At 43.6% G+C, this 22,363-nt stretch carries 18 protein-coding genes; 8 read left to right on the top strand and 10 right to left on the bottom strand.

The annotated features are described in order from the left end of the window. Positions 1 to 132 precede the first annotated feature (132 nt). Both K0I73_RS11595 and K0I73_RS11600 read right to left on the bottom strand, forming a co-directional pair. Entirely contained in the window at positions 133 to 2,286 is a 2,154-nt protein-coding gene (locus K0I73_RS11595; RefSeq protein WP_220061280.1) for a prolyl oligopeptidase family serine peptidase, read from the bottom strand. Positions 2,287 to 2,887: 601 nt separating this feature from the next. After that, positions 2,888 to 3,769 carry a flagellar protein MotY gene (locus K0I73_RS11600; RefSeq protein ID WP_220061281.1) on the bottom strand — a complete coding sequence of 294 codons (882 nt, stop codon included), beginning with the start codon at positions 3,767 to 3,769 and terminating at the stop codon, positions 2,888 to 2,890. Positions 3,770 to 3,912: 143 nt separating this feature from the next. On the opposite strand from K0I73_RS11600, the gene rnt reads away from it, so the two are divergent. After that, the gene (rnt, locus tag K0I73_RS11605; RefSeq protein WP_220061282.1) at positions 3,913 to 4,605 is read left to right on the top strand and encodes a ribonuclease T; all 693 of its coding nucleotides are present in this window, start codon (positions 3,913 to 3,915) and stop codon (positions 4,603 to 4,605) included. A gap of 424 nt (positions 4,606 to 5,029) precedes the next feature. Here rnt and K0I73_RS11610 read toward each other — a convergent pair whose 3' ends face one another. Further along, entirely contained in the window at positions 5,030 to 5,635 is a 606-nt protein-coding gene (locus K0I73_RS11610; RefSeq protein WP_110456216.1) for a peroxiredoxin, read from the bottom strand. Positions 5,636 to 5,948: 313 nt separating this feature from the next. Between K0I73_RS11610 and K0I73_RS11615 the strand changes: the two genes are divergently transcribed. Next, the gene (locus K0I73_RS11615; RefSeq protein ID WP_220061283.1) at positions 5,949 to 7,268 is read left to right on the top strand and encodes a Na+/H+ antiporter family protein; all 1,320 of its coding nucleotides are present in this window, start codon (positions 5,949 to 5,951) and stop codon (positions 7,266 to 7,268) included. A gap of 102 nt (positions 7,269 to 7,370) precedes the next feature. On the opposite strand, the gene upp is transcribed toward K0I73_RS11615, so the two are convergent. Continuing rightward, positions 7,371 to 7,997, bottom strand: a complete 627-nt coding sequence (upp, locus tag K0I73_RS11620) for a uracil phosphoribosyltransferase (RefSeq protein ID WP_220061284.1) — start codon at positions 7,995 to 7,997, stop codon at positions 7,371 to 7,373. A gap of 216 nt (positions 7,998 to 8,213) precedes the next feature. Between upp and purM the strand changes: the two genes are divergently transcribed. The 5 genes from purM (at position 8,214) to asnB (ending at position 14,586) form a co-directional block, all read left to right on the top strand. Further along, positions 8,214 to 9,251: a phosphoribosylformylglycinamidine cyclo-ligase gene (gene purM / locus K0I73_RS11625; protein ID WP_220061285.1), complete on the top strand. Its 1,038-nt coding sequence runs from the start codon at positions 8,214 to 8,216 to the stop codon at positions 9,249 to 9,251. Further along, on the top strand, positions 9,251 to 9,895 hold the full coding sequence (gene purN / locus K0I73_RS11630) for a phosphoribosylglycinamide formyltransferase (RefSeq protein ID WP_220061286.1): 645 nt from the start codon (positions 9,251 to 9,253) through the stop codon (positions 9,893 to 9,895). Before purM ends, purN begins: the two co-directional genes overlap by 1 nt. Before the next feature lie 166 nt (positions 9,896 to 10,061). Next, on the top strand, positions 10,062 to 10,808 hold the full coding sequence (locus K0I73_RS11635) for an HAD-IIA family hydrolase (protein WP_220061287.1): 747 nt from the start codon (positions 10,062 to 10,064) through the stop codon (positions 10,806 to 10,808). Between the two features lie 135 nt (positions 10,809 to 10,943). Further along, on the top strand, positions 10,944 to 12,587 hold the full coding sequence (locus K0I73_RS11640; protein ID WP_220061288.1) for a M28 family metallopeptidase: 1,644 nt from the start codon (positions 10,944 to 10,946) through the stop codon (positions 12,585 to 12,587). A 340-nt stretch (positions 12,588 to 12,927) separates the two neighbouring features. Then, positions 12,928 to 14,586, top strand: coding sequence for an asparagine synthase B (gene asnB / locus K0I73_RS11645; RefSeq protein WP_220061289.1), 1,659 nt, complete (start codon positions 12,928 to 12,930; stop codon positions 14,584 to 14,586). A gap of 47 nt (positions 14,587 to 14,633) precedes the next feature. Here the strand turns inward: asnB and K0I73_RS11650 are convergent, their stop codons facing one another. The 6 genes from K0I73_RS11650 to K0I73_RS11675 form a co-directional block, all read right to left on the bottom strand. Continuing rightward, a complete protein-coding gene (locus tag K0I73_RS11650) occupies positions 14,634 to 15,164 on the bottom strand; it encodes a type 2 periplasmic-binding domain-containing protein (RefSeq protein WP_220061290.1) in 531 nt (176 codons plus the stop codon). A gap of 412 nt (positions 15,165 to 15,576) precedes the next feature. Next, positions 15,577 to 15,954: a 5-carboxymethyl-2-hydroxymuconate Delta-isomerase gene (locus K0I73_RS11655; RefSeq protein ID WP_258405179.1), complete on the bottom strand. Its 378-nt coding sequence runs from the start codon at positions 15,952 to 15,954 to the stop codon at positions 15,577 to 15,579. Continuing rightward, the gene (locus K0I73_RS11660) at positions 15,923 to 16,273 is read right to left on the bottom strand and encodes a VOC family protein (protein ID WP_220061291.1); all 351 of its coding nucleotides are present in this window, start codon (positions 16,271 to 16,273) and stop codon (positions 15,923 to 15,925) included. The genes K0I73_RS11655 and K0I73_RS11660 overlap by 32 nt, the downstream gene beginning before the upstream one ends. A gap of 236 nt (positions 16,274 to 16,509) precedes the next feature. Continuing rightward, on the bottom strand, positions 16,510 to 17,214 hold the full coding sequence (locus K0I73_RS11665) for a DUF445 domain-containing protein (protein ID WP_220061292.1): 705 nt from the start codon (positions 17,212 to 17,214) through the stop codon (positions 16,510 to 16,512). Between the two features lie 71 nt (positions 17,215 to 17,285). Then, positions 17,286 to 17,720, bottom strand: coding sequence for a GNAT family N-acetyltransferase (locus K0I73_RS11670; protein ID WP_220061293.1), 435 nt, complete (start codon positions 17,718 to 17,720; stop codon positions 17,286 to 17,288). A 151-nt stretch (positions 17,721 to 17,871) separates the two neighbouring features. Continuing rightward, positions 17,872 to 18,870 carry a 2Fe-2S iron-sulfur cluster-binding protein gene (locus tag K0I73_RS11675; protein WP_220064357.1) on the bottom strand — a complete coding sequence of 333 codons (999 nt, stop codon included), beginning with the start codon at positions 18,868 to 18,870 and terminating at the stop codon, positions 17,872 to 17,874. Between the two features lie 177 nt (positions 18,871 to 19,047). Between K0I73_RS11675 and K0I73_RS11680 the strand changes: the two genes are divergently transcribed. Further along, positions 19,048 to 22,188: a DUF748 domain-containing protein gene (locus K0I73_RS11680; RefSeq protein ID WP_220061294.1), complete on the top strand. Its 3,141-nt coding sequence runs from the start codon at positions 19,048 to 19,050 to the stop codon at positions 22,186 to 22,188. Positions 22,189 to 22,363: the final 175 nt, after the last annotated feature.

Raw genomic sequence — 22,363 nt, forward strand, 5'->3', positions numbered from 1 at the left:
TTCATAAAATTTTGTTAATAAAAAAGGGAAGTTAATCACTTCCCTTTTACCGCCAACTTTTAAACAGCGGAGTTACAGCCCCAAGTTACAGACCTAAGTTACAAACCTAAGTTACTCGGTTACAAACCTAAGTTACTCGCCAATCTTAGCCGGTACCGTTAAACCAAAGCTGTGCCACAAGAAACTATAGATATCGGCAAATTCATCAATCTTCATTGCCGTAGGCTTACCTGCTCCATGACCCGCCTTCGATTCGATACGCATAATCACAGGTGCATCACCTGTTTGTCTATCTTGCAATAGGGCACCAAACTTAAAGCTGTGCAGCGGCACAACCCGGTCATCATGATCCGCCGTCATCACCATAGTAGCAGGATAGTCACGCTCGTTAATATTATGATAAGGCGAATAAGCTAATAGTGCTGGGAACTGCTCAGCGACATCGGCACTGCCATATTCACTGGTCCATGCCCATCCAATCGTAAACTTATGGAACCTGAGCATATCGAGAACACCAACGGCGGGTAGTACCGCAGCAAAAAGATCGGGACGTTGGGTTAACGCAGCTCCCATCAACAAACCACCGTTACTACGCCCATAGGCACCAAGCTTACGAGTATTGGTATAATTGTTATCGATTAGATACTGCGCAGCCGCATAATAATCGTCAAATACGTTTTGCTTCTTATCGAACATGCCCGCTTGATGCCAGCTTTCGCCATACTCTGCCCCACCACGTAGATTAGGCACAGCATAAATACCGCCCATATCCATCCAAGCAATATTGGCAGGGCTAAAACGAGGTGTCAGTGATATCGCGAATCCACCGTAGGCATATAACAAGGTTGGATTGTTACCATCAAGTTTTAAGCCCTTTTTATAGGACACCATCATAGGCACACGAGTGCCATCCTTACTGGTATAGAAAACCTGATCTGACACATAGTCACTTGGATTAAATGAGATATCTGGCTTGGCATACAAGCTAGACTCACCCGTTTTGAAATCAAACTTATAGGTCGTCTGTGGCTGAACATAACTATTAAAGGTGTAATAGAAGTAATCTTTGCTGCGCTTACCATAAGGGCCAGCAATCTTACCCTTACCCGGTAACTCAACATCTTGGCGTTTGACACCATCCATACTGAATATTGACAACTGTCCTAAAACGTCATGCAGATAACTAACTACCAAATGGTCGTTAATAATCGCCACGCTAGCGATAGGATCGCTCGACTCAGCAATAATTGTCTCCCAGTGAGCTTTCGCTGGGCGGTTAATATCTATCGCAATAACTTTGCCATTAGGCGCATCTAAATCCGTCTTAAAATAAAATACTGACTTATCATTGCCGAGGAAGCTATATTCCGCTTCAAGGTCGACAATTAATTCAACCACTGACGCATTTTCTTCAGTTAACGATTTATAGAAAAAACGATTTCGGCTGTCGGTACCCTGTGAAATGGAGATCAGCAGATAGTCACCTTGTTCCGATACTTCAGCGCCAAAACCCCAATCTTTATTCTGTGGACGCTCGTAAACCAGCGTATCTTGAGATTGATCTGTGCCTAACTTATGAAAATATACTTTTTGATTAAAATTAACATCCGCGAGTAGATTACCGCCTTCTGGAGCGTCATAGCGTGAATAGTAAACCCCTTGGTTATCTTTACTCCACTGTGCACTAGAAAATTTAATCCAATTAAGTTCATCAAGGAGTTTTTCCCCCGTCGCTACATCCACAAATTGCCACTGCTGCCAATCAGAGCCTGATTTAGATACACCATAGGCAATCGTTTTACCGTCGCCACTGACCGACACACCGCTTAATGCCACCGTACCATCGGTTGAAAATGCATTCGGATCTAAGGCAACTTTCTCTTGCCCAGCCTTATCTTTTACATATAAAACCGACTGAGCTTGTAAGCCATCATTACGATAGTAAAACGTATTACTGCCGTGTTCAGCTGGAGCGGTGACTTTTTCAAAATTCCACAATTGAGTAATGCGTTCGACAATAGCTTGTTTATTTTCTATCTGAGCCAGGTAATCATGCCCGGCTTGTTGCTGCTGCTTAACCCAAGCATGGGTCGCATCAGTTTCCTCTTCAAGAAAGCGATATGGATCGGCAACCTCTACACCATGAATGGTTTCAGTCACGCCAGTTGGCGTACTTATTGTTTGTTGAACATCGACTTGCGATGCATTGTACTGACAACCAACGAGCGTAAGCCCGAGTCCAGCAATAAAAAGGTGTTGCTTAGATAATATCGTTTTAAGAAACATCTGTAGCCATCCTGGGAATCTAGTTATTATTTGACATCAAAGTGTGAGCAAACGCCCATAACCTCGTACTATACAAGCAAAATAAAACTGTGCAATGGGCTCGAAACATTCAATTTAAAACTAATCCATCCCAATTGTTAATAAAAAACCAACATAGATAGATTTATTAAATCGTAGAGTTATGCACTAAATATGACTAATTCCGCGCAAAGGCGGAAAATTAGTGAATTCAGCATAAAAATGCCCACCGCACCGGATTAGTTTTACTAATCTAAATAGGTAATTTTTTTAGTTTGTTGGTTTAAAAATCTGGTCCTATAATTCACCTCGTTTTCAGGAAGTGTCTACTCCAGGTAGATTTGAAAACAAGAACTCCGAAGTCATGTGCCGCGCACGTGAATTCATCCCTGGTTCTTATGCTTGACTTCCTTCCTTCAATTTGTTGATTGCAATATATTATTTGCGGCCCACTTAATTATTAAGTGGGCTTTTTTTTATCTGAATTTTAGTACCCACAAATTTCTCACAGAAACAGTTATACCAATGCTTAAAACAATAAACCCAGCATTCGCTGGGTTTATGTGAGATAAGTAACGGACACTTAAAGAGGCTTACTGAGCCTAATGACGACTCGCCTATTTCTTGAACGCTCATCTATGGTGGCATTGGATGCGACATGGCGTTTTTCACCATGACCAAGCGTGTGAATCCGCTCTTGGGGGATACCAGCCGAAACAAATAACTCTTTCACAGAATCGGCTCGCTTTTCAGAGACCTTCTTATTAACGGACCGCCCACCATAACTATCGGTATAAGCGTCAATCAATACTAACTCCACCTCTGGATCATAGGACAGATATTCCTGTACCTTAGCAATTTGCGCCTTAGAGTAGCGAGTTAGCTCTGCACCACCAAACTCATAAGTCAGTACAGTAAAGGCAATATCTTCGAAACTATAGGGGAGTAAATTAGCAAGACAGGAGCGGAAATCACTATACTTACGAGCAAAATTAGCCGCCGACAATCCCACTGCAACTTTACTTGAGCGGTTATACCAATCGGCGTAATAGAAAGTCGGCTGCATGCCTCTCTCTAATTCATTAAGCATCGACCAAGCCGCATTTTTGGGCACTTCACCACTAAAATATTTTTGATAGGTCAGATCGGTTATCGGTTTCGATGAAACACCTGGGCGCCAGGCTGGTGCCATACTCATCAATTTGGCGTTAGTGACTTCGTCAGGTTTCACCCACATATCAAGGGTAAAATTAAGATCATGATCCTTCCCTGCACGGCTAGTAAATACCGCCTTACCATATGAAGGAATATCATGCTCAAGTCGGCAAACAATCGGAGTATTGTCGCTTAAGCGCCATTGCGACTGTTCCAGTGATGCCACATAATGGCGTAGTTCACCATGAGCTGTCATCGACACTCCCAAGCTCAAGCATAATGTTACAGCAAGCAGCACCCTAGCCCACATAGACAATCACCCATATTAATCTTGTTACTAAACCCTATCGGCCTGTTTTAATATTCCTTTAGCTTATATATTAGCCAATCAAACATGACAAGTTAACACTAGATACTTCATAATAGCCCCTTGCTAACTATTTGGATATTTTGATGAGTGATTTGGGCGACGCGAATAAACTTAACCACCGTTTTAGGGGCTACTTCCCCGTGGTTATTGATGTAGAAACTGCAGGCTTTAATGCCCAGACCGATGCGTTGCTTGAAATTGCAGTGACCATGTTAAAAATGGATGAGCAGGGAGTGTTAGTACTAGATAAAACCCTTCACTATCACATAGAACCGTTTGAAGGTGCTAACTTAGAGCCAGAAGCTCTGGCATTTAATGGTATAGATCCAACCAACCCTCTGCGTGGAGCGGTATCGGAAAAAGAAGCCTTTTTAGAAATATTTAAAGAGGTTAAGAAAGCACAAAAAGCCTCTGACTGCCATCGGAGTATTATTGTTGCCCATAACGCCGCCTTTGATCACGGCTTTGTGACAAAAGCGATTGAACGTAATGGCCTTAAGCGGACACCATTTCATCCCTTTGCCACTTTTGATACTGCAGCACTATCGGGGCTCGCACTTGGGCATACGGTACTTGCTAAAGCCTGCTCTATCGCTGGTATCGATTTCGATAACAAGGAAGCACATTCAGCGCTTTATGATACAGAGCGTACCGCTGAACTGTTTTGCCATATTGTGAACAAATGGAAGGCCTTAGGCGGTTGGCCGCTTGGCTCTGATAATGCCGACGATTCAACACAAGAGCAAAGCGAAAGCCTTGATGGCAGTTCAAGTTAGACAGATGATCAAATCCAGTTAATGCACTCTAGATAGAGCCACTTTAACGGTTTCCCCGCTAACACAATAAGAGAGGATGCTGCGCAATAGCGCTGTATCCCCTCTCTTATTTATCAGTAATGATCCGCGGTTTACAATCCTGTGTATTGATTTAACTTTAGCGTTTCAATTAGCGCAAAGATCTCCCTTCATGCTTTAAACAGTTGTCCAATATCATCTTGAAAACTTAGCTCTTTTGGGATATCTAATTTGGATTGAAAGTAATTAAGAGTACTGGCGATTTTGAGTAATAACTTGCCATCTTTAAAGCAAGCTTCCTGTTTAGAATTATAAAAGCGTCCTATAACGTAATTGATCGGTCTTTCAGACACACAAAAGCCGCGATTATCGCGGCTTTTTTTACTTACAAGCTATTATCCTAAGATTATAGCGAATCAGCGTTATCAGTTAGGTAAGAAGCAACACCTTCAGGACTTGCGTCCATACCTTTGTCACCTTTTTCCCAACCAGCAGGACAAACATCACCGTGCTCTTCATGGAACTGAAGCGCGTCTACCATACGGATCATTTCATCTACGTTACGACCTAGTGGAAGATCGTTAACCACTTGGTGACGAACTTGACCTTCTTTGTCGATAAGGAAAGACCCGCGGAAAGCCACACCCGCTTCTGGATGCTCAACATCATATGCTTTACAGATTTCGTGCTTAACGTCAGCAACAAGTGTGTATTGAACTTGACCAATACCACCCTTATCAACTGGGGTGTTACGCCACGCATTGTGAGTGAACTGAGAATCGATAGAAACACCGATAACTTCTACGCCACGCTTTTTGAATTCGTCCATACGATGATCGAATGCGATCAGTTCAGATGGGCAAACGAAAGTGAAATCAAGTGGGTAGAAGAATACTACAGCTGTCTTACCTTTGATCGCTTCGCTTAGGTTAAAGCTATCTACTATTTCGCCATTACCAAGAACGGCTGCAGCAGTAAAATCAGGAGCCGGACGGCCTACTAATACACTCATTTTATATCTCCATCAATGGATTGAAAAAAGCTTTATAACTATGAACTAAAAAGCATTATAGGCAGTCGTCAGCGGGACACAAGCTATTTGGGATCATTGTCACCTTTTTTAATAAATTTTCATCTGGTTGCCCAATAACTGTGCTCTATATCCTTGCCTACTGTATTGGTATTTACACTTAAGCATTACACTTGAATACAGACTCGTTACATCTGTTCCTTTTTTTAAGATAAAACGCCGATTGGCTGGACAAGTGAAACGATGCAGTCAAAAATAGCCTCAATCACACGATAGTTAATCAGAAAGAATCAATATGAATGCAGTTGTTATCGCCGTTTGCCTAATGCTGGGCCTCAGTCTCGCAAGGGTGAATGTTGTTATCGCCCTCACCATTAGTGCGCTCGCCGCAGGTCTTGTTGGTGGAATGGATCTACAAACCACGGTAGACGCCTTTAATACCGGTCTTGGTGGCGGTGCTCAAATAGCACTAAGTTATGCACTGCTTGGCGCATTTGCCGTAGCACTTTCGCACTCAGGACTAACAACCCTTATTTCTCAGAAAGTAATATCTCAGTTAGGTAAAGAGCAAAGCAGTACCAATATCAACCGTGTTCGTTGGTCGCTATTAATTGCCATTTTAACCATGGCGGTATCATCGCAAAACATTTTACCTATCCATATCGCCTTTATTCCTATTCTGATCCCGCCTCTTTTGCATGTTATGTCTAAATTGCGAATGGATCGCCGTTTAGTCGCTTGCGTACTGACTTTTGGCCTAGTGACAACCTACATGATTTTACCGATTGGCTTTGGGGGGATTTTTCTTAATGATATTTTGCTCGCCAATCTCAATAGCAATAATCTCAATGCGGTACGTGAGCAAATCCCATCTGCAATGTTAATCCCTGCTTTGGGCATGATATTAGGCCTCTTTATTGCGGTGTTTATTAGTTACCGCAAACCACGTGACTACAAAGAGCAAATGATTTTAGCTGCGGAGCCTGAAGAGACCATTAATCGCCGCAATATACTGGTGGCCATCTTGGCAATTGTGGCAACCTTAATCGTACAGCTCTATACCGACTCGATGATATTTGGTGCCCTGATAGGTTTTATTATTTTCAGTTTTTCTGGCGCGCTTAAACATGTCGCCGATCAGGATATTTTCAACCAAGGGGTACGCATGATGGCCAATATTGGCTTTATCATGATATCAGCAGCAGGATTTGCAGCCGTGGTAAAAGAAACCGGTGATGTCGCCAGTTTAGTGGCCTCCTTATCTGATCTGATTGGCGACAATAAAGCATTGGCCGCGTTCTTAATGCTGCTCGTGGGCCTGCTTATCACTATGGGCATTGGCTCATCGTTCTCAACGATACCTATTATTGCCACTATCTATGTTCCGTTAGCCATCAGCTTCGGTTTCTCTGTGCCGGCCACTATTGCTTTAGTCGGCACGGCAGCGGCACTAGGCGACGCTGGATCTCCGGCTTCAGATTCAACTCTTGGTCCTACGGCAGGTCTTAATGCCGATGGCCAGCACGACCATATTAGAGACAGTGTTATTCCAACCTTTATCCATTACAACATTCCCTTGTTGGTATTTGGTTGGATAGCGGCCATGGTTCTATAGAGAGCGGGCTATAAAAAACCTACAATCACAAAAAAGGGAGCCATCGGCTCCCTTTCCTATTTAGATATAAGATTAGTTTAAAACTAACCACTTAGTCTCTAATTACTTAGTACCAAATATTTTATCGCCAGCATCACCAAGGCCAGGCAGAATATAACCTTGTTCGTTTAAACACTTATCAATTGATGCCGTATATAGCTCGATGTCAGGGTGGGCTTTTTCAAGCGCAGCAACCCCTTCTGGCGCTGCAACCAACACAAGGGCTTTAATCGCAGTACAGCCACGTTCTTTTAACAGATCGATAGTTGAAATCATTGATCCACCAGTCGCTAACATAGGGTCAACAACCAGTGCGATACGCTCATGCATATTACTTGCAAGCTTCTCAAAATAAGGAACAGGCTCTAGTGTCTCTTCGTCACGATAGATACCGACAACTGAGATACGCGCACTCGGTACATGCTCTAACACGCCATCCATCATACCAAGACCTGCACGCAGGATCGGTACCACTGTCACTTTTTTACCCTTGATTTGTTCGACTTCTACTGGACCGTTCCAACCTTCAATAGTCACTTTTTCAGTTTCAAAATCGGCAGTCGCCTCATAAGTAAGTAGACTACCAACTTCAGCAGCTAGCTCACGAAAACGTTTAGTACTGATATCTCCTTCACGCATTAATCCAATTTTATGACGTACTAGAGGATGCTTAACTTCGACCACTTTCATCGTTTTCTCCTGATGCTATGTTTTGTGTTTTTTCCAGCAAATTGCACCGATTCTAGTAGATTTGTCCACAATGGAAAACATAAAGTTTTACAGACACGGCAAATCGTGACCTAAGTCCGTTTGAATATTCAAAATCATCACTTTCGAGGCTGCCCACAAGCTGATAGAATAGCGCCGCATAAAAATCCAATAACGATGTACCCGAGAGGATCCTCCGTGAGCACTCCTACCCAGCTAAGCTATAAAGACGCAGGTGTTGATATCGACGCAGGCAATGCCCTTGTAGACAATATCAAATCTGCAGTAAAACGTACCCACCGCCCAGAAGTTATGGGTAACCTTGGTGGTTTTGGTGCCCTTTGTGAGCTACCAACTAAGTACAAACATCCAGTTCTTGTTTCTGGCACCGATGGTGTTGGTACCAAGCTTAGACTGGCCATCGATTACAAAAAACACGACAGTGTTGGTGTTGATTTAGTTGCCATGTGCGTTAACGATTTAATCGTTGCCGGTGCAGAGCCACTATTTTTCCTCGACTACTACGCCACAGGCAAACTCGACGTTGCAACGGCAACCTCAGTGGTCAACGGTATTGCCGAAGGTTGTGCTCAATCAGGTTGTGCATTGATCGGTGGTGAAACTGCTGAGATGCCAGGCATGTATGAAGGCGAAGATTACGATCTTGCTGGCTTCTGTGTCGGCGTGGTTGAAAAAGAAGACGTGCTAGATGGCTCTAAAGTGGTCGCTGGCGACGCACTGATCGCCCTTGGTTCTAGTGGTCCTCACTCAAATGGTTACTCGCTTATTCGCAAGGTACTTGAGGTAAGTAAAGCCGATCCGCAGCAGGACCTAGAAGGCAAACCGCTGATCGACCATCTACTCGAACCAACCAAAATCTATGTTAAGCCGCTGCTTAAGCTGCTTGAACAAAATGATATCCACGCCATGGCACACATTACTGGTGGTGGATTCTGGGAAAATATCCCACGTGTACTCCCTGATACTGCAAAAGCGGTAGTGCAAGGTGACTCTTGGCAATGGCCAACCGTCTTCAACTGGTTAATGGAAAATGGCAACATCGCAGAATTTGAGATGTACCGTACCTTTAACTGTGGTGTAGGTATGATTATCGCCCTGCCTCAGGACCAAGTTGAAAGTGCATTAACACTGCTTAAGAGCGAAGGTGAAAACGCTTGGCTTATCGGCAACATTGCTAGCCGCAATGGTGACGAAGAGCAAGTGGAGATTTTATAATGCCAAAGTGCTGTCGCGTATTAGTTTTAATCTCAGGTAATGGCAGTAATTTACAAGCCATTATCGATGGTTGTGACGACAATGTACAAGCTGAGGTCGTTGGGGTGATTAGTAATAAACCCGATGCTTATGGCCTTGTTCGTGCTCATCACAGTGAGATAGATACCAGTTGCGTGATAGCGCACCAAGGTGAAACTCGTAGCGATTATGATGTTCGACTCAAAGCCGCCATCGATGAATATCAACCCGATCTTATCGTGCTAGCAGGCTTTATGCGAATATTAACCGATGAATTTGTTCAGCAATTCGAGGGACGTATGATTAACATTCATCCCTCTTTGCTGCCCAAATACACCGGATTACACACTCATCAGCGTGCTATCGACGCTGGTGACAGTGAGCACGGTGCCAGCGTGCACTTTGTGACTCCAGAGCTTGATTCTGGACCAATCATATTACAAGCCAAGGTGCCCGTTTACCCAGAAGATGATGCAACAATTCTCGCTGAACGGGTACATGAGCAAGAGCATGCTATCTATCCACTGGTCGTAAAATGGTTTAGCCAAGATCGTTTAAAGATGAGCAATGGCATCGCCTATTTAGATAATAATCCGCTCGATATCATGGGATATGCCGCTGATTAACTATCACGGTTCACCAATAGAAAGAGACCACCTGGTCTCTTTTTTTTTATAAAATTTCAGATCTTTGCCCCACGCTCTAAATAATTCATCAAATGACGTTGTTTTTACAACACAATTGGTTTTAGATGGAAACAGTAGATTTTCTGTTCGCAATAAGAGACCAAATATGAAAAACGTGATTTGTGATATTGATGGTGTACTGCTGCATAACAATAAACTCATTCCTGGCAGTGATAAATTTATTCACCGTATTGTAGAGCAAGGTAACCCACTCGTTATCCTCACTAACTATCCGGTTCAAACTGGCAAAGACTTACAAAACCGTCTAGGCGCTGCGGGGATCAAGGTGCCAGAAGAGTGTTTCTACACCTCAGCCATGGCCACGGCTGATTTTCTAAAGCATCAAACCGGTGATAAAGCCTTTGTCATTGGTGAAGGCGCGCTCACCCATGAACTCTATAAAGCCGGTTTTACTATTACCGATATCAATCCCGATTTCGTTATTGTCGGCGAAACTCGCTCTTATAATTGGGATATGATCCATAAGGCTGCACAGTTCGTGGCTAATGGCGCTCGATTTATCGCCACAAATCCTGATACCCACGGACCAGCACACAGCCCTGCTTGTGGCGCATTATGTGCTCCAATCGAGCGCATTAGTGGGCGTATGCCATTTTATGTCGGTAAACCTAGCTCTTGGATTGTCCGCAGTGCACTTAACCACATTAATGGTCACTCCGAAAATACCGTTATTATTGGCGATAATATGCGCACCGATATTTTAGCTGGCTTCCAAGCCGGTCTTGAAACCATCTTAGTGACTAGCGGTGTCAGCCAAGAAAAAGATGTTGAAAAAGAGCCGTTTAGACCAAACCATATCTTCAATTGCGCCGGCGATATCGACGTTGTTTAGTATTATCGTCATAGGGTAATAAAGCGTAACATTTTAATAAGATGGCTCACTTGATAAATTGCGCCATCTTATTCATCATAGCTGTCCTAAAAATACAATTTATAACAAAAATAAATAACGATAATAGGACACTCCATGCGATTACTTCTGTCCGCATGCGCGCTGGCCACACTCAGCGCCTGCAGCCAACATCCAACACAAACAATTGATAGCGTTCCTGAATTCAACGAAGCAAGATTTAGACAAGACATTCAAAACCTGTCATCAGATAAATTTGAAGGCCGAGCACCAACCACCCAAGGCGAAACCTTAACACTCGATTACCTAAGCAAAGCATTTGCCGCTGCTGGACTCGAAGGTGCAAATGGCGGTAGTTACCTGCAAGCAGTACCAATGGTGAGCTACACAGCTAGTGAAGACCAACAGATCAATCTAGGTGGACTAACGCTAAACTACCGCGAGGATATTGTCTTAAGCAGTCGTCATGACAGCCAACAAATCAATATCAGCAACGCCCCACTGGTGTTTGTCGGTTACGGAGTTAATGCACCAGAGTATGACTGGAACGACTACCAAGGCGTAGATATGACAGGCAAAATCGCGGTCATCTTAGTCAATGATCCAGGCTTTGCTTTGCCTAATTCAGGTAAATTTAATGGAAAAGCCATGACCTACTATGGCCGCTGGACCTATAAATATGAAGAGGCGAGTCGTCAAGGAGCATTGGGCGCGATCATTGTTCATGATACCAAACCCGCCGCTTATCCTTGGTCTGTAGTACAAAACAGTTGGACAGGTCCGCAACAAGATTTAGTTGTCGATAAAAACAGTCAAGAAAGTCGCGTCCAAGTTGAAGGCTGGATCACCAAGGAAAAAGCCAGCGAACTTTTTGACAAAGCTGGATTATCGCTGGCCACCTTGAGCGATCGCGCAGCGAGCAGTCCACTTAATGTCGCCTTAGAGACAACCGCAAATATCGCGTTTGCGAATAAAGCAGAATATGCCAATAGCTATAATGTGGTGGCGACACTGCCCGGCGACAAAGCAAGCGATGAACACCTGCTATTTACCGCTCACTGGGATCACCTAGGTATAGATCCAACTAAAGAAGGCGATCAAATCTTTAATGGTGCCCTAGATAATGCATCGGGTACTGCTGGTATCTTGGAGATTGCGCGCCAGTTTGCAACGCAAGCCAAAAATGGTTCACCACTAAAGCGTTCTATCACTTTTGTGGCGACCACAGGCGAAGAGCAAGGACTGTTAGGCTCACGCTATTACGCCGAAAACCCCATCTATCCACTCGATAACACAGTTGCTGTATTTAACTTAGATAGCACCAATATCTACGGCCGTACCAGTGATTACACTATCGTAGGTAAAGGTAAGTCTGAACTAGAAACCTACCTCAGTCAGGCCGCAAGTTCACAGCAACGCATGGCCGTAAGTGAAAACCATCCTGAATCGGGTGGATTTTTCCGCTCAGATCATTTCAGCTTCGCCAAATACGGGGTTCCAGCTGTCTTTGCCGGTGGCGGCAATGAACCCGCTGATGAAGCTTCTGCCAAATATAAGGCGGATATGAAACAAAAGATGAATGGCTGTTATCACAACGTCTGCGATGAATATCGTGCTGATTGGGATCTGTCTGGCGCCCTGCAAGATATGAGCATCTACTATCAAGCGGCCCAAACACTTGCAAATAGTAAGGATTGGCCGGGTTATTACCCAGGCACTGAATTTCATCATTTACGCCCGGCCAAAACGGTTCAACCTTAAACCACCTATCTAGGTTCAGTTCTGAACAAAAGGCTTCACGGAGAAGCCTTTTGTTTATAAAACCACCAAACAACTGCTTATCCTCTATTTTGCTAAAATCAGCACCACCATTTCCGATTATCAAAATCTTAGCAGGATAACGCACTCAAAATTATGAGATCTACACTTTTTATAACCAATAATTACATAACCAAAATTTCAAACCCCCACAAAACAGGGAAAACAACAATAAAAAGCCGCTTTTATGGAGGTTTTATCAAAAAATAGGTTTGGCAAATAAAGAAAATGCTGTCAAAGTAACTAGCAATTGAGATTTAGTTAGTTTTTGGGAGCTTTAGTTATGTGTTCAATATTCGCGATTTTAGATATCCAGTCTGACGCCATGCCACTGCGTCAAGTTGCTCTTGAAATGTCCAAGTTACTCCGCCATCGAGGTCCTGATTGGTCGGGTATCTACAGCAGTGATAAAGCCATTCTTGCCCATGAACGTTTGGCTATTGTCGATATCGAACATGGTGCTCAACCACTACTATCGAGCGATGAAACCCTGATCCTAGCGGTAAACGGTGAGATCTATAACCATAAAGAGCTAAAAGCCGAACTTGGTGATAAATACAGCTACCAAACTAACTCCGATTGCGAAGTGATCTTAGCCCTATATCAAGAATATGGCGTCGATTTCCTCGATAAACTTAATGGCATTTTTGCCTTTGTCCTCTATGACAAAGCTCAAGATACTTATCTCATCGGTCGTGACCATATGGGCATAATCCCTCTGTATACAGGTCACGACACCGAAGGCAACTTCTATATTGCCTCTGAGATGAAAGCGCTGATGCCTGTGTGCAAAACCGTTGAAGAGTTTAAACCAGGGCACTACTTAACAGCCGACGGTTATGAGCAGTATTATCAACGTGAGTGGCAGGATTTTTATGCGGTTAAAGATAACGAAGCCAGCGTCGATGAACTACGTGAAGCGCTTGAAGCCGCGGTTAAACGTCAGCTTATGTCTGATGTCCCCTACGGCGTATTGTTATCTGGCGGATTGGATTCATCGGTGATCTCAGCCATTACACAAACCTATGCCAAGCGTCGTATCGAAGATGATGGCGCGACTGACGCTTGGTGGCCACAATTACACTCTTTTGCGGTCGGTCTTGAAGGCGCACCAGATCTAGCCGCAGCGCAGAAGGTAGCCGATGCCATTGGCACGATTCATCATGAGATCACTTTTACCTTCCAAGATGGTTTAGATGCAATTAAAGATGTGATTTATCACCTTGAAACCTATGACGTCACGACCATCAGGGCTGCGACGCCTATGTACCTAATGGCACGTAAAATTAAAGCTATGGGGATCAAGATGGTGCTATCGGGCGAAGGGGCCGATGAGTTATTTGGTGGTTATCTCTATTTCCATAAGGCACCCAACGCGCAAGCATTCCACGAAGAGCTTGTTCGTAAACTCGATAAACTGCATCTTTTTGATTGTCTGCGCGCTAACAAAGCCATGGCGGCTTGGGGACTGGAGGCCCGTGTTCCCTTCCTCGATAAAGAGTTTATCGACACTGCAATGCGCATCAACCCTGAAGCTAAGATGTCGAAAGATGGCCGTATCGAAAAGCATATTTTACGTAAAGCATTTGAGCATAAGTTACCTAAAGAGGTGGCTTGGCGTCAGAAAGAGCAATTTAGTGATGGCGTAGGCTACTCTTGGATCGACGGACTTAAAGACCATGCGGCGCAAGAGGTTGACGATCTACAATTGGCTAACGCCAAGTTTAGATTCCCATACAACACACCAGAGACCAAAGAGGCTTACTTTTACCGCTGCTTCTTTGAAGCACACTTCCCGTTACCGTCGGCAGCGGAGACGGTACCAGGAGGAAAATCGGTAGCCTGCTCCACACCCGAGGCGTTAGCATGGGATGCGAGTCTGCAAGGTATCATTGACCCCTCAGGCCGAGCAGTTCAATCGGTGCACGAAAGCGCTTATTAACACGATAGAATATCGCTTAATCAAAAAGAGACCCTAGGGTCTCTTTTTTAATAGTATTCAATATGCTCTGAAATAAACTTATCTATCTCTTGCATAAAAAGTCCCTGCTCATATGCCTTGGTGACAATGGACTCTATTTGCTCAATTGGCAAATCAAGCTGATGCTTCTTACTCAAGCCAAAATAGATGATTCTATCTTCTTTAAAACTATAAGGATGAACTATTAATTGTTGCTCAAACTGAGGAAATCGTCGCTTTAAACTCGGTAATACTGTGGTCGGAACAATCAATACCTGAAAACGTTCCTTGAGTAACATGTTGGTGGCCACATTCACGTCATTGGTCACCAGCTTCCGTAGATTCTTATCTTGATCAAAACGCTCAAAATATTGCGTATCTCGTGATATCCCAATTGAATATTGCTTTAGTTCCTCATAGTGTGTAATTGCTGGCAACGAAAGCTGACTAATAAAGGAGTAGCTGCTATCGGGTCTGTAGGGCAAAAAGTAGCTATATCGCTCTCGCTCTGGTTTGGCAATCAGACCCGCGACGATATCCGTACTTCCCATTTCTAACATATGTAAACACCGAGCAAAATTGGGGCTTTCTGCGAAGGTTAGCTCAACATCGAGAAGTTTCGCGATTAACCGTAGCGATGAAATATTCTCTCCAATAGGCTCAGCGTCAGTGCCTAATATTTAAAAAGGAGGATAATGATCGACACATACCCTCATCTCCCCAGCGCTATAGGCTGAGAAACTCACAGTTAATGAGCTGAGTGCGAGCGCGCCTAGGGCGGCTAACCCTAGGGTATTCATTCTCAACCTTAATTTGAACCCATTCACTCGTGTCACAGCCTAACCTTTCAATCCCATAAAAAATTTACCTTGCCGTCGCAACAGGCCTTAGCCCTCTAAAGATCTTAGTATCGCTGTAGATAGTGATTGGTTAAATAACTCTTATTAGCTAAGTCTTACTCGCTACGCCTTATTAGCTCAGTAGCTTAAAGTAATGCGCACTCTCTAATTCAAGTACTTCCATCGTAAGGCTGCTAATCCCTAGAGTAAGATTGCTAATCTGTTGATAAACCACCTCAGTCAGATGTTTCTTCTGCCCATCGGTGCGTCCAGGCATGATCTTAAATATGATATGAATAAAACTACCATCAGCCAACAGCCCGACTTGACTGTTCTGACTCGCATAACCTCGAGTCTTCACCGCCGAAGGCTCAAACAATTCTGATGCCAATGCACCTTGGTGCACCGACTGGAGCAGTTCATTTATGTCAATTTGCGCAGCTAATGGTGCTGAATATTCGATGATACAATGGGGCATATTATAGTGACCAAACAGCAAACTCATTGCCATTTGGATCCTTAAAATGAAAACGACGGCCACCAGGAAAACTAAATATCGCTTTCACTATCTGGCCTCCTGCTTGCTCAATTTCTGCCATGGTTTGCTCTAATTGCTCTGAGTAGATAACAATCAATGGCGCACCTTTAACAAGATCAAAATGTTGCTCGCTCAGATAGAAGCCACCAGCGATACCGGCATCGACAAAACAGCTATAACTATCACCATAATCGACAAAGTCCCAACCAAATACTTGGGTAAAAAACAGCTTAGTTTTAACGATATCTAGAACTGGGATCTCAAGATAATTGATATTTAAGTGTTTATTCATCACGCAATCCTTTTACTGACTTTGTATTAGTCCAGAAAGCTGAACTGGAGTTAAGAACGCCGATTAACCGACAACGCACGCATTTTAAATTAATCTGATATCGATCACATCAAGGATTTGCTCATGCTCAATGGCTTAAACCTGTTTCTATAGTGCAGAAAACCTTTAATATAAAAACAATCACTTATTGAGCTCAACCATGATGAAACCAAATAGGGAACTAAGCTCCCTTTTCATTATGTGATTAATGCTGCAAATAGGCCAATTAAACCGCCAAACACGCCCCCCCAAACAACCAACCAACCGAGATGTTTTTTAATCATCTCTTGCACTATTTCTTTAACCAATTGCGGAGTCAGTTCTTCGAGGCGTTGATGAACGATAGATGCAACTTGTGCTCGTAGATCAGCCATCACATCAGGCTGCTCAATCTCTTGTTTAATCAGCTCGTAGAATGCGTCGCTCTGAGATATCTCGATTAACGAGCTTTTCATCTTCTCAATAAAGGGGTCTTTAAGCGGTGTTATCGCCTCTGAACCACCAAACATTGCCAACATACCGCCAAAAGAAGATTGCTCGACCGTAGTCACGAGTGCGTTAAAGGCTGGCGTCATATCTACATTTTCGATAACAGGCTGTAAATTGATATGAGCGGCACCTTTGCCTTGTTGAGAAAGGAATTTATCGATATTTTCTTCAGTAAAAAATTGCTCCATCATTAGATGAGCAATAGCCGCTTTAAACTCTTCAAAGCGTGCCGGAATAACGCCACTACCATAAAGACCTGGCACCTTCTCAAATAACATATGAATGGCAAGCCAATTGGTGATCGCACCTGAAAGGGCGAACAAACCAATACTCAATACAATAGGTAAAGAGAATAGAAAGCCACAGATCATAACCACTGCAGCGAGTAAATTAGTGATAACGCTTTTGTTCAACTCAGATCTCCACTTGTGCCCATACACCAAAACCGCAGTATCTTACCACAATGAAGATCTATGCTTACAACTTATAAGCTCACAAGACTTGTATCGCTAAAGCCTGTCAATTTAGTGCCGACCGATTCCAGCAGTAAAAATCCATCCTGCCCTAGATGTTCACGACAAACAGCCAATACATTGGTTTCATCGGCTAATTCTTTGGCCTTTTCAACTAAACTTGTGGCAATCCCTTTTTGACGATAAGGCTCTACCACATAAAGATCATCAAAATACCAAAGCGGTTTTAAAAAACGAGAAGAAAGAGAGGGGTAAAGCTGAATAAAACCAACGACTTGCTTTGCTACTATTGCAACAAAGATAACCGAGTCATTCTCCAGTAGACGAGAGCGCATAAATTCATGGCTATCTTCTATTGCAGCGGCCTGCCCTAAACTCTGTCGATATTCATCAAACAAAGTCGACAACGTAGATAAATCTTCATCTATTGCAATTCTTATCAGCATATCTCATCCTTGATACTTGGCTATTCGCTCTCAAAAAAGCCTTAAAGCTACACATCCTCATGATTTAAATAAGGTTATCATAACGTAAAAAAAAAGATACTGGTATTTACGACACGGGTATTATTTAGCTCAACGACAGAAAATCAGTGGCTCACTCTCGTGTTCTGGCGCGCAAATCTTTATATTCAAATGAGAGCGCATGTACTCGTGCTATCGGATAGCCATTAAGAAATGCTCTCTCTCGGCTCTGATTGACCGCCGTCGGTTCGCCACAAATAAACAGCTGCTGCTGACGGTCAAACTGATGTAGTTTAATCGCCTCGCTAAATGGATCGCCTAACATGACACGACGCCCTAGCCTAGGAGTACTGGCCTGCCCCGTAATACAGGCTTGATAGGAGAATTGTTTATACTCGAGCATCATCTTCAACAGCTGTGCGTGCAGATAGAGATCGGTTTCATTTTGAGCCCCAACATAAAGGAAAATGTCACCTTTATGTCCTCCAACCAAGGCTTGATTGATGATCCCATGGGCAACACCTAAGCCACTACCAAAAGCGATAATAATCAGTTTATCTTCAGCATACTCTTGCTTATAGTAGTGACTCCCTAGAGGACCTTGTAGCAGCAGTTGCTCACCAAGTCCTGCATGATGATATAACCAATCGCTAAATTGACCATTATATTTTCGCTTCACATGCAGTTCGATTAAAGAGGCCCCTGAAATATTGGTCGGCGAATAACTGCGAGTTAGTCCGTCGAAACGTCTCAGATTGATATATTGCCCAGGTTGATGACAGATCCCTTCATCGAGCTTTAATCCAATGCGAACAATAGAATCACTTAACAGTTTTTTCTCTTGAATTACTGCGCTCACAAACAGATCTTGAGACAAAATAGACTTAAGCGCTAACGCCTCAAATGGCCTACATTGGCAAGCACAAATATAATTCCGCTTTTTGAGTGCCCGAGTTAAGCCTCGCTGTGAACCCACTAGGATATCGCCTTTTACCTGTTGTACTAAACAGGTCTTACAAACTCCCTTCTTACAAGAGTAATTGAGGCGTTGCCCATGACGGATCAGCGCATCTAAGACAGTTTCTTGAGCTTCAGACTCAAAAGCCTGCCCATCTAGGTAAAATACTGTCATGTCAGTCAATTTTTCTCATCTATTTTAGGCAATTTACAATTTAACCATTCAATATTGGCAACAATACAACTAAAATTATAGCGACTGATTTAACGATTGTACTGGTGAGATGCTCGCCGGCACCAATAAGCAATGCAATATCGCCGTTTCCTATATACTTCTAACTCAAAGGTCATTATGTCTTCCGTCCCCTCATTATTTACTCGCCTAGGACAAAAATACAAACGACTGCCTCAATATCAACGCTATCTAGGTATCAGCTTATCTCTGTATTTAACATGGACCCTGTTACTGGGTCTAGTGGTTCCTTACCTTTTAGTTAAGCAAACCCCTAAACAGTTGTCTTTACTGCTAAATAGACCCGTAATACTCCAAGATGTGCGTATCAATCCCTTTACGTTAGCCGTTAAAGTTGACGGCTTTGGCATAGCAGAAAAGGACAATAGTGCTTTTGTGGGCTTTGAACAGTTAGCATTTCAATACCAATTTTGGCACTCAATATTTGATTGGGGATTTAGTTTTACCGATGTCTCGCTAGCAGCGCCTTATGCCAATGTGAGGAGAGTGGTGAGCGATAAGCCATTGAAATTCAATTTCTCTGACATCATAGACACTCTCAACGCTAAATCTGCAGATACGCCAGCGCAAGAACAAAAGAACCAATCAATTCCTCATTTTATGGTGACAAATCTAGCCATAATCGATGCGACGCTAGATCTGGCTGATGATGTTACCCAAAGCGAAGTGAGCTACCATAAAGTAAACCTTCATGTTAACGCCTTTGACTCACTCAATCCGCTAGCCGTTAGTGGCAAAGAGACATTACAAGAAGTAAACCACTACGACATCGAGTTTCATGGTCGGAATGGCGGAGCAATAGCGCTAAAAGGGCAGATACAGTTGTCTCCTTTAGATGTACGCGGCGACATCACATTGTCGGATATCCCATTACCCCAATTTTGGAGCTTAGTAGCAAAAGACTTTAATGTGTCGCTAGATGGAGGTTATCTCGATTTATCAACCAACTACCGATTAGCAATAGACAATGAACAACTTATTGCCAAAACAAACCGAGGTGAGCTTGCATTCAAGCAACTGGCGGTTAACCACCAGCAACAATCGGTACTGACGCTGGATGCCATTGCACTGCACAATATCGACTTCGATCTGGTTAATAAACAAGTCACGATCGATGCGTTAAGCTCGCAAAATTTATTACTCAATGCTGGTGTAGATAAAGAGGGGCTCGATCTAGTTCATTTGTTCACTCCAAAATCGATGCAAGCAGCGAAAGTAGAAGCAGATGAACAACCCCAAACTGCAGAGCGCAGCGATTCCCAAACAGTAGCAGCGCCCAGCGACATCAATCTAGTGTCCCCTGACGCAAGCAGTGGCGATACATTAACGGCTGACAATCAAAGCCAGCGAGCAAACACACCAGTGACCCCAGAATCACAATGGCGCGCAGTTTTAAAATCGATCGACATAAGTGGATATCAGCTTGCGCTCAAAGAGCAGATCTTGAACGAGGAGAACCTGTGGAATATTGGCGACATTAAACTGACTACCGGTAGCATTGATGCCGCGCTGAGTTCGCCAATTGACTTTGAGTTAGCACTTAACCTCAATCAACAGGGTCAACTAGCCACAAGCGGGCAAATCGATGCTAAGCGCCAGCAAGTACAAGCACAATTCGCCTTGACTAAACTAGCACTAAATCAGTTCCAAAACTTCCTTACTCCTTACCTTAATATCGAACTTGAACAAGGGTGGTTAAGTACTCAGGGCGAGCTAATCGCAGATGCCCAGGCGCAATTAGGTGTTAACGCAGCCGTTCAAATTGACGACCTATCGATCAAGGACAAGCTACAGCAACAAGCATTGTTAAAATGGCATAGCTTTGACATTAACAAAATGGAATTTAATAAACAAACCAATGAATTAGCTATAGATCAAGTGACCTTGACCCAACCTTTTGGTCGGATCTTAATTGCCGAAGATAGAAGCACTAACTTTCAAGGATTAGTAAAAGAGTCTGAGGCACAAACAGGAGCTACACCTAAAAAGACACCCGCTAATACAGATAAAGCGCAACCAGCTATGGCTTTGTCGATCAACAATGTGATTATAAAAGATGGTTCAACCTTCTTCGCCGATAAGTCGCTCACCCCTAATTTTGCTGCGGGTATTGAGCAGCTCTCAGGTAGCATCTCAAACTTGTCATCTAGCAGTAAAAAAGCCGCTGGTGTCGACATAAACGGCAAAATTGACCGATATGCTCCTGTCACGCTCAAAGGTGAAATAAATCCTTTGCTAGCGCAGCCTTATTTAGATCTAGACCTTAGCTTTAAACATGTTGAGTTAACCTCGGTTAATCCCTACTCGGGCACCTATGCAGGCTACTATATCGACAAGGGCTTAATGTCATTAGATCTCACTTATCAACTGGAGAACAATCAACTAGTGGGAGATAACCACCTGGTCGTAGACCAGCTAAAGCTAGGTAAAAAAAGTGAAAGCAGTTTAGCAACCTCCCTGCCAGTAACCTTAGCCATTGCATTATTACAGGACAGAAATGGTGTTATCGATCTCGGTCTACAGGTGTCCGGCGATCTCAATGAGCCTAGTTTCAGCTTTGGCAGCATTATCATGACGGCTTTTTCCAACGTGATAACCAAAGCGGTCACCGCCCCATTTAGTTTATTAGCGGGGCTACTCGGCTCCGACGATGAGTTAGACAAGGTCGCCTTTACTCCTGGATTAGCAACACTCAGCGGCGATAGTCGATCCTTACTCGATAAGCTGGCAAAAGGCCTAAAAGATAGACCTAAACTGCGCCTTAGCGCAAAAGGAGCTGTCAACGTAACCCAAGATAGTCAAGCCCTGATGACGGCGCAATTACAGCAAAAATTGTCACAAACCGCGAACATAGACATTGCCAGTTTTCCAGCAGGGCTGACCCCAAGTACCTATCCCACATCAGGCGTATTATCTGATGCGTTGAAACGCCTTTACGAAGCGGAACTCGGTAAACCTGCCGATGACATTAAACAGCTGATAGAAGCCCAGCAAGAGCAGAAGCTGCCTGAAGATGAGCTGTTAACTCGCTGGCATATGGCGTTATATAATTCACTAGTCTCGCAACAAGACATTGGCGACTCGGCATTGGCAGCGCTCGCTCAGCAGCGCGCGGTAACCGTAAAACACTATCTTATTGAGCAGGCACAAATTGACCCAGCAAGAGTGTTTGTGCTCGATAGTCAAGCCGAACTCAATACCAGCGCAAGCCAAGCATTACTCACCCTTAGCGCAGATTAATACCTCTCTGTATAAGTTAAGCAGGAGCGATCATAGTATCGCTCCTGCCCTAATTTCGTTAACCTAAGTCAATATGCCCCACAGCACGCATGCCTCTTTTGCGGTGATGATTGATTGTGATGCCATTTTGTCCAAATCAAAACTTTGATCCTAGTCACGCTTAAGTTAAAATCGC

This window comes from Shewanella mesophila (genome assembly GCF_019457515.1).
GTDB lineage: Bacteria > Pseudomonadota > Gammaproteobacteria > Enterobacterales > Shewanellaceae > Shewanella > Shewanella mesophila.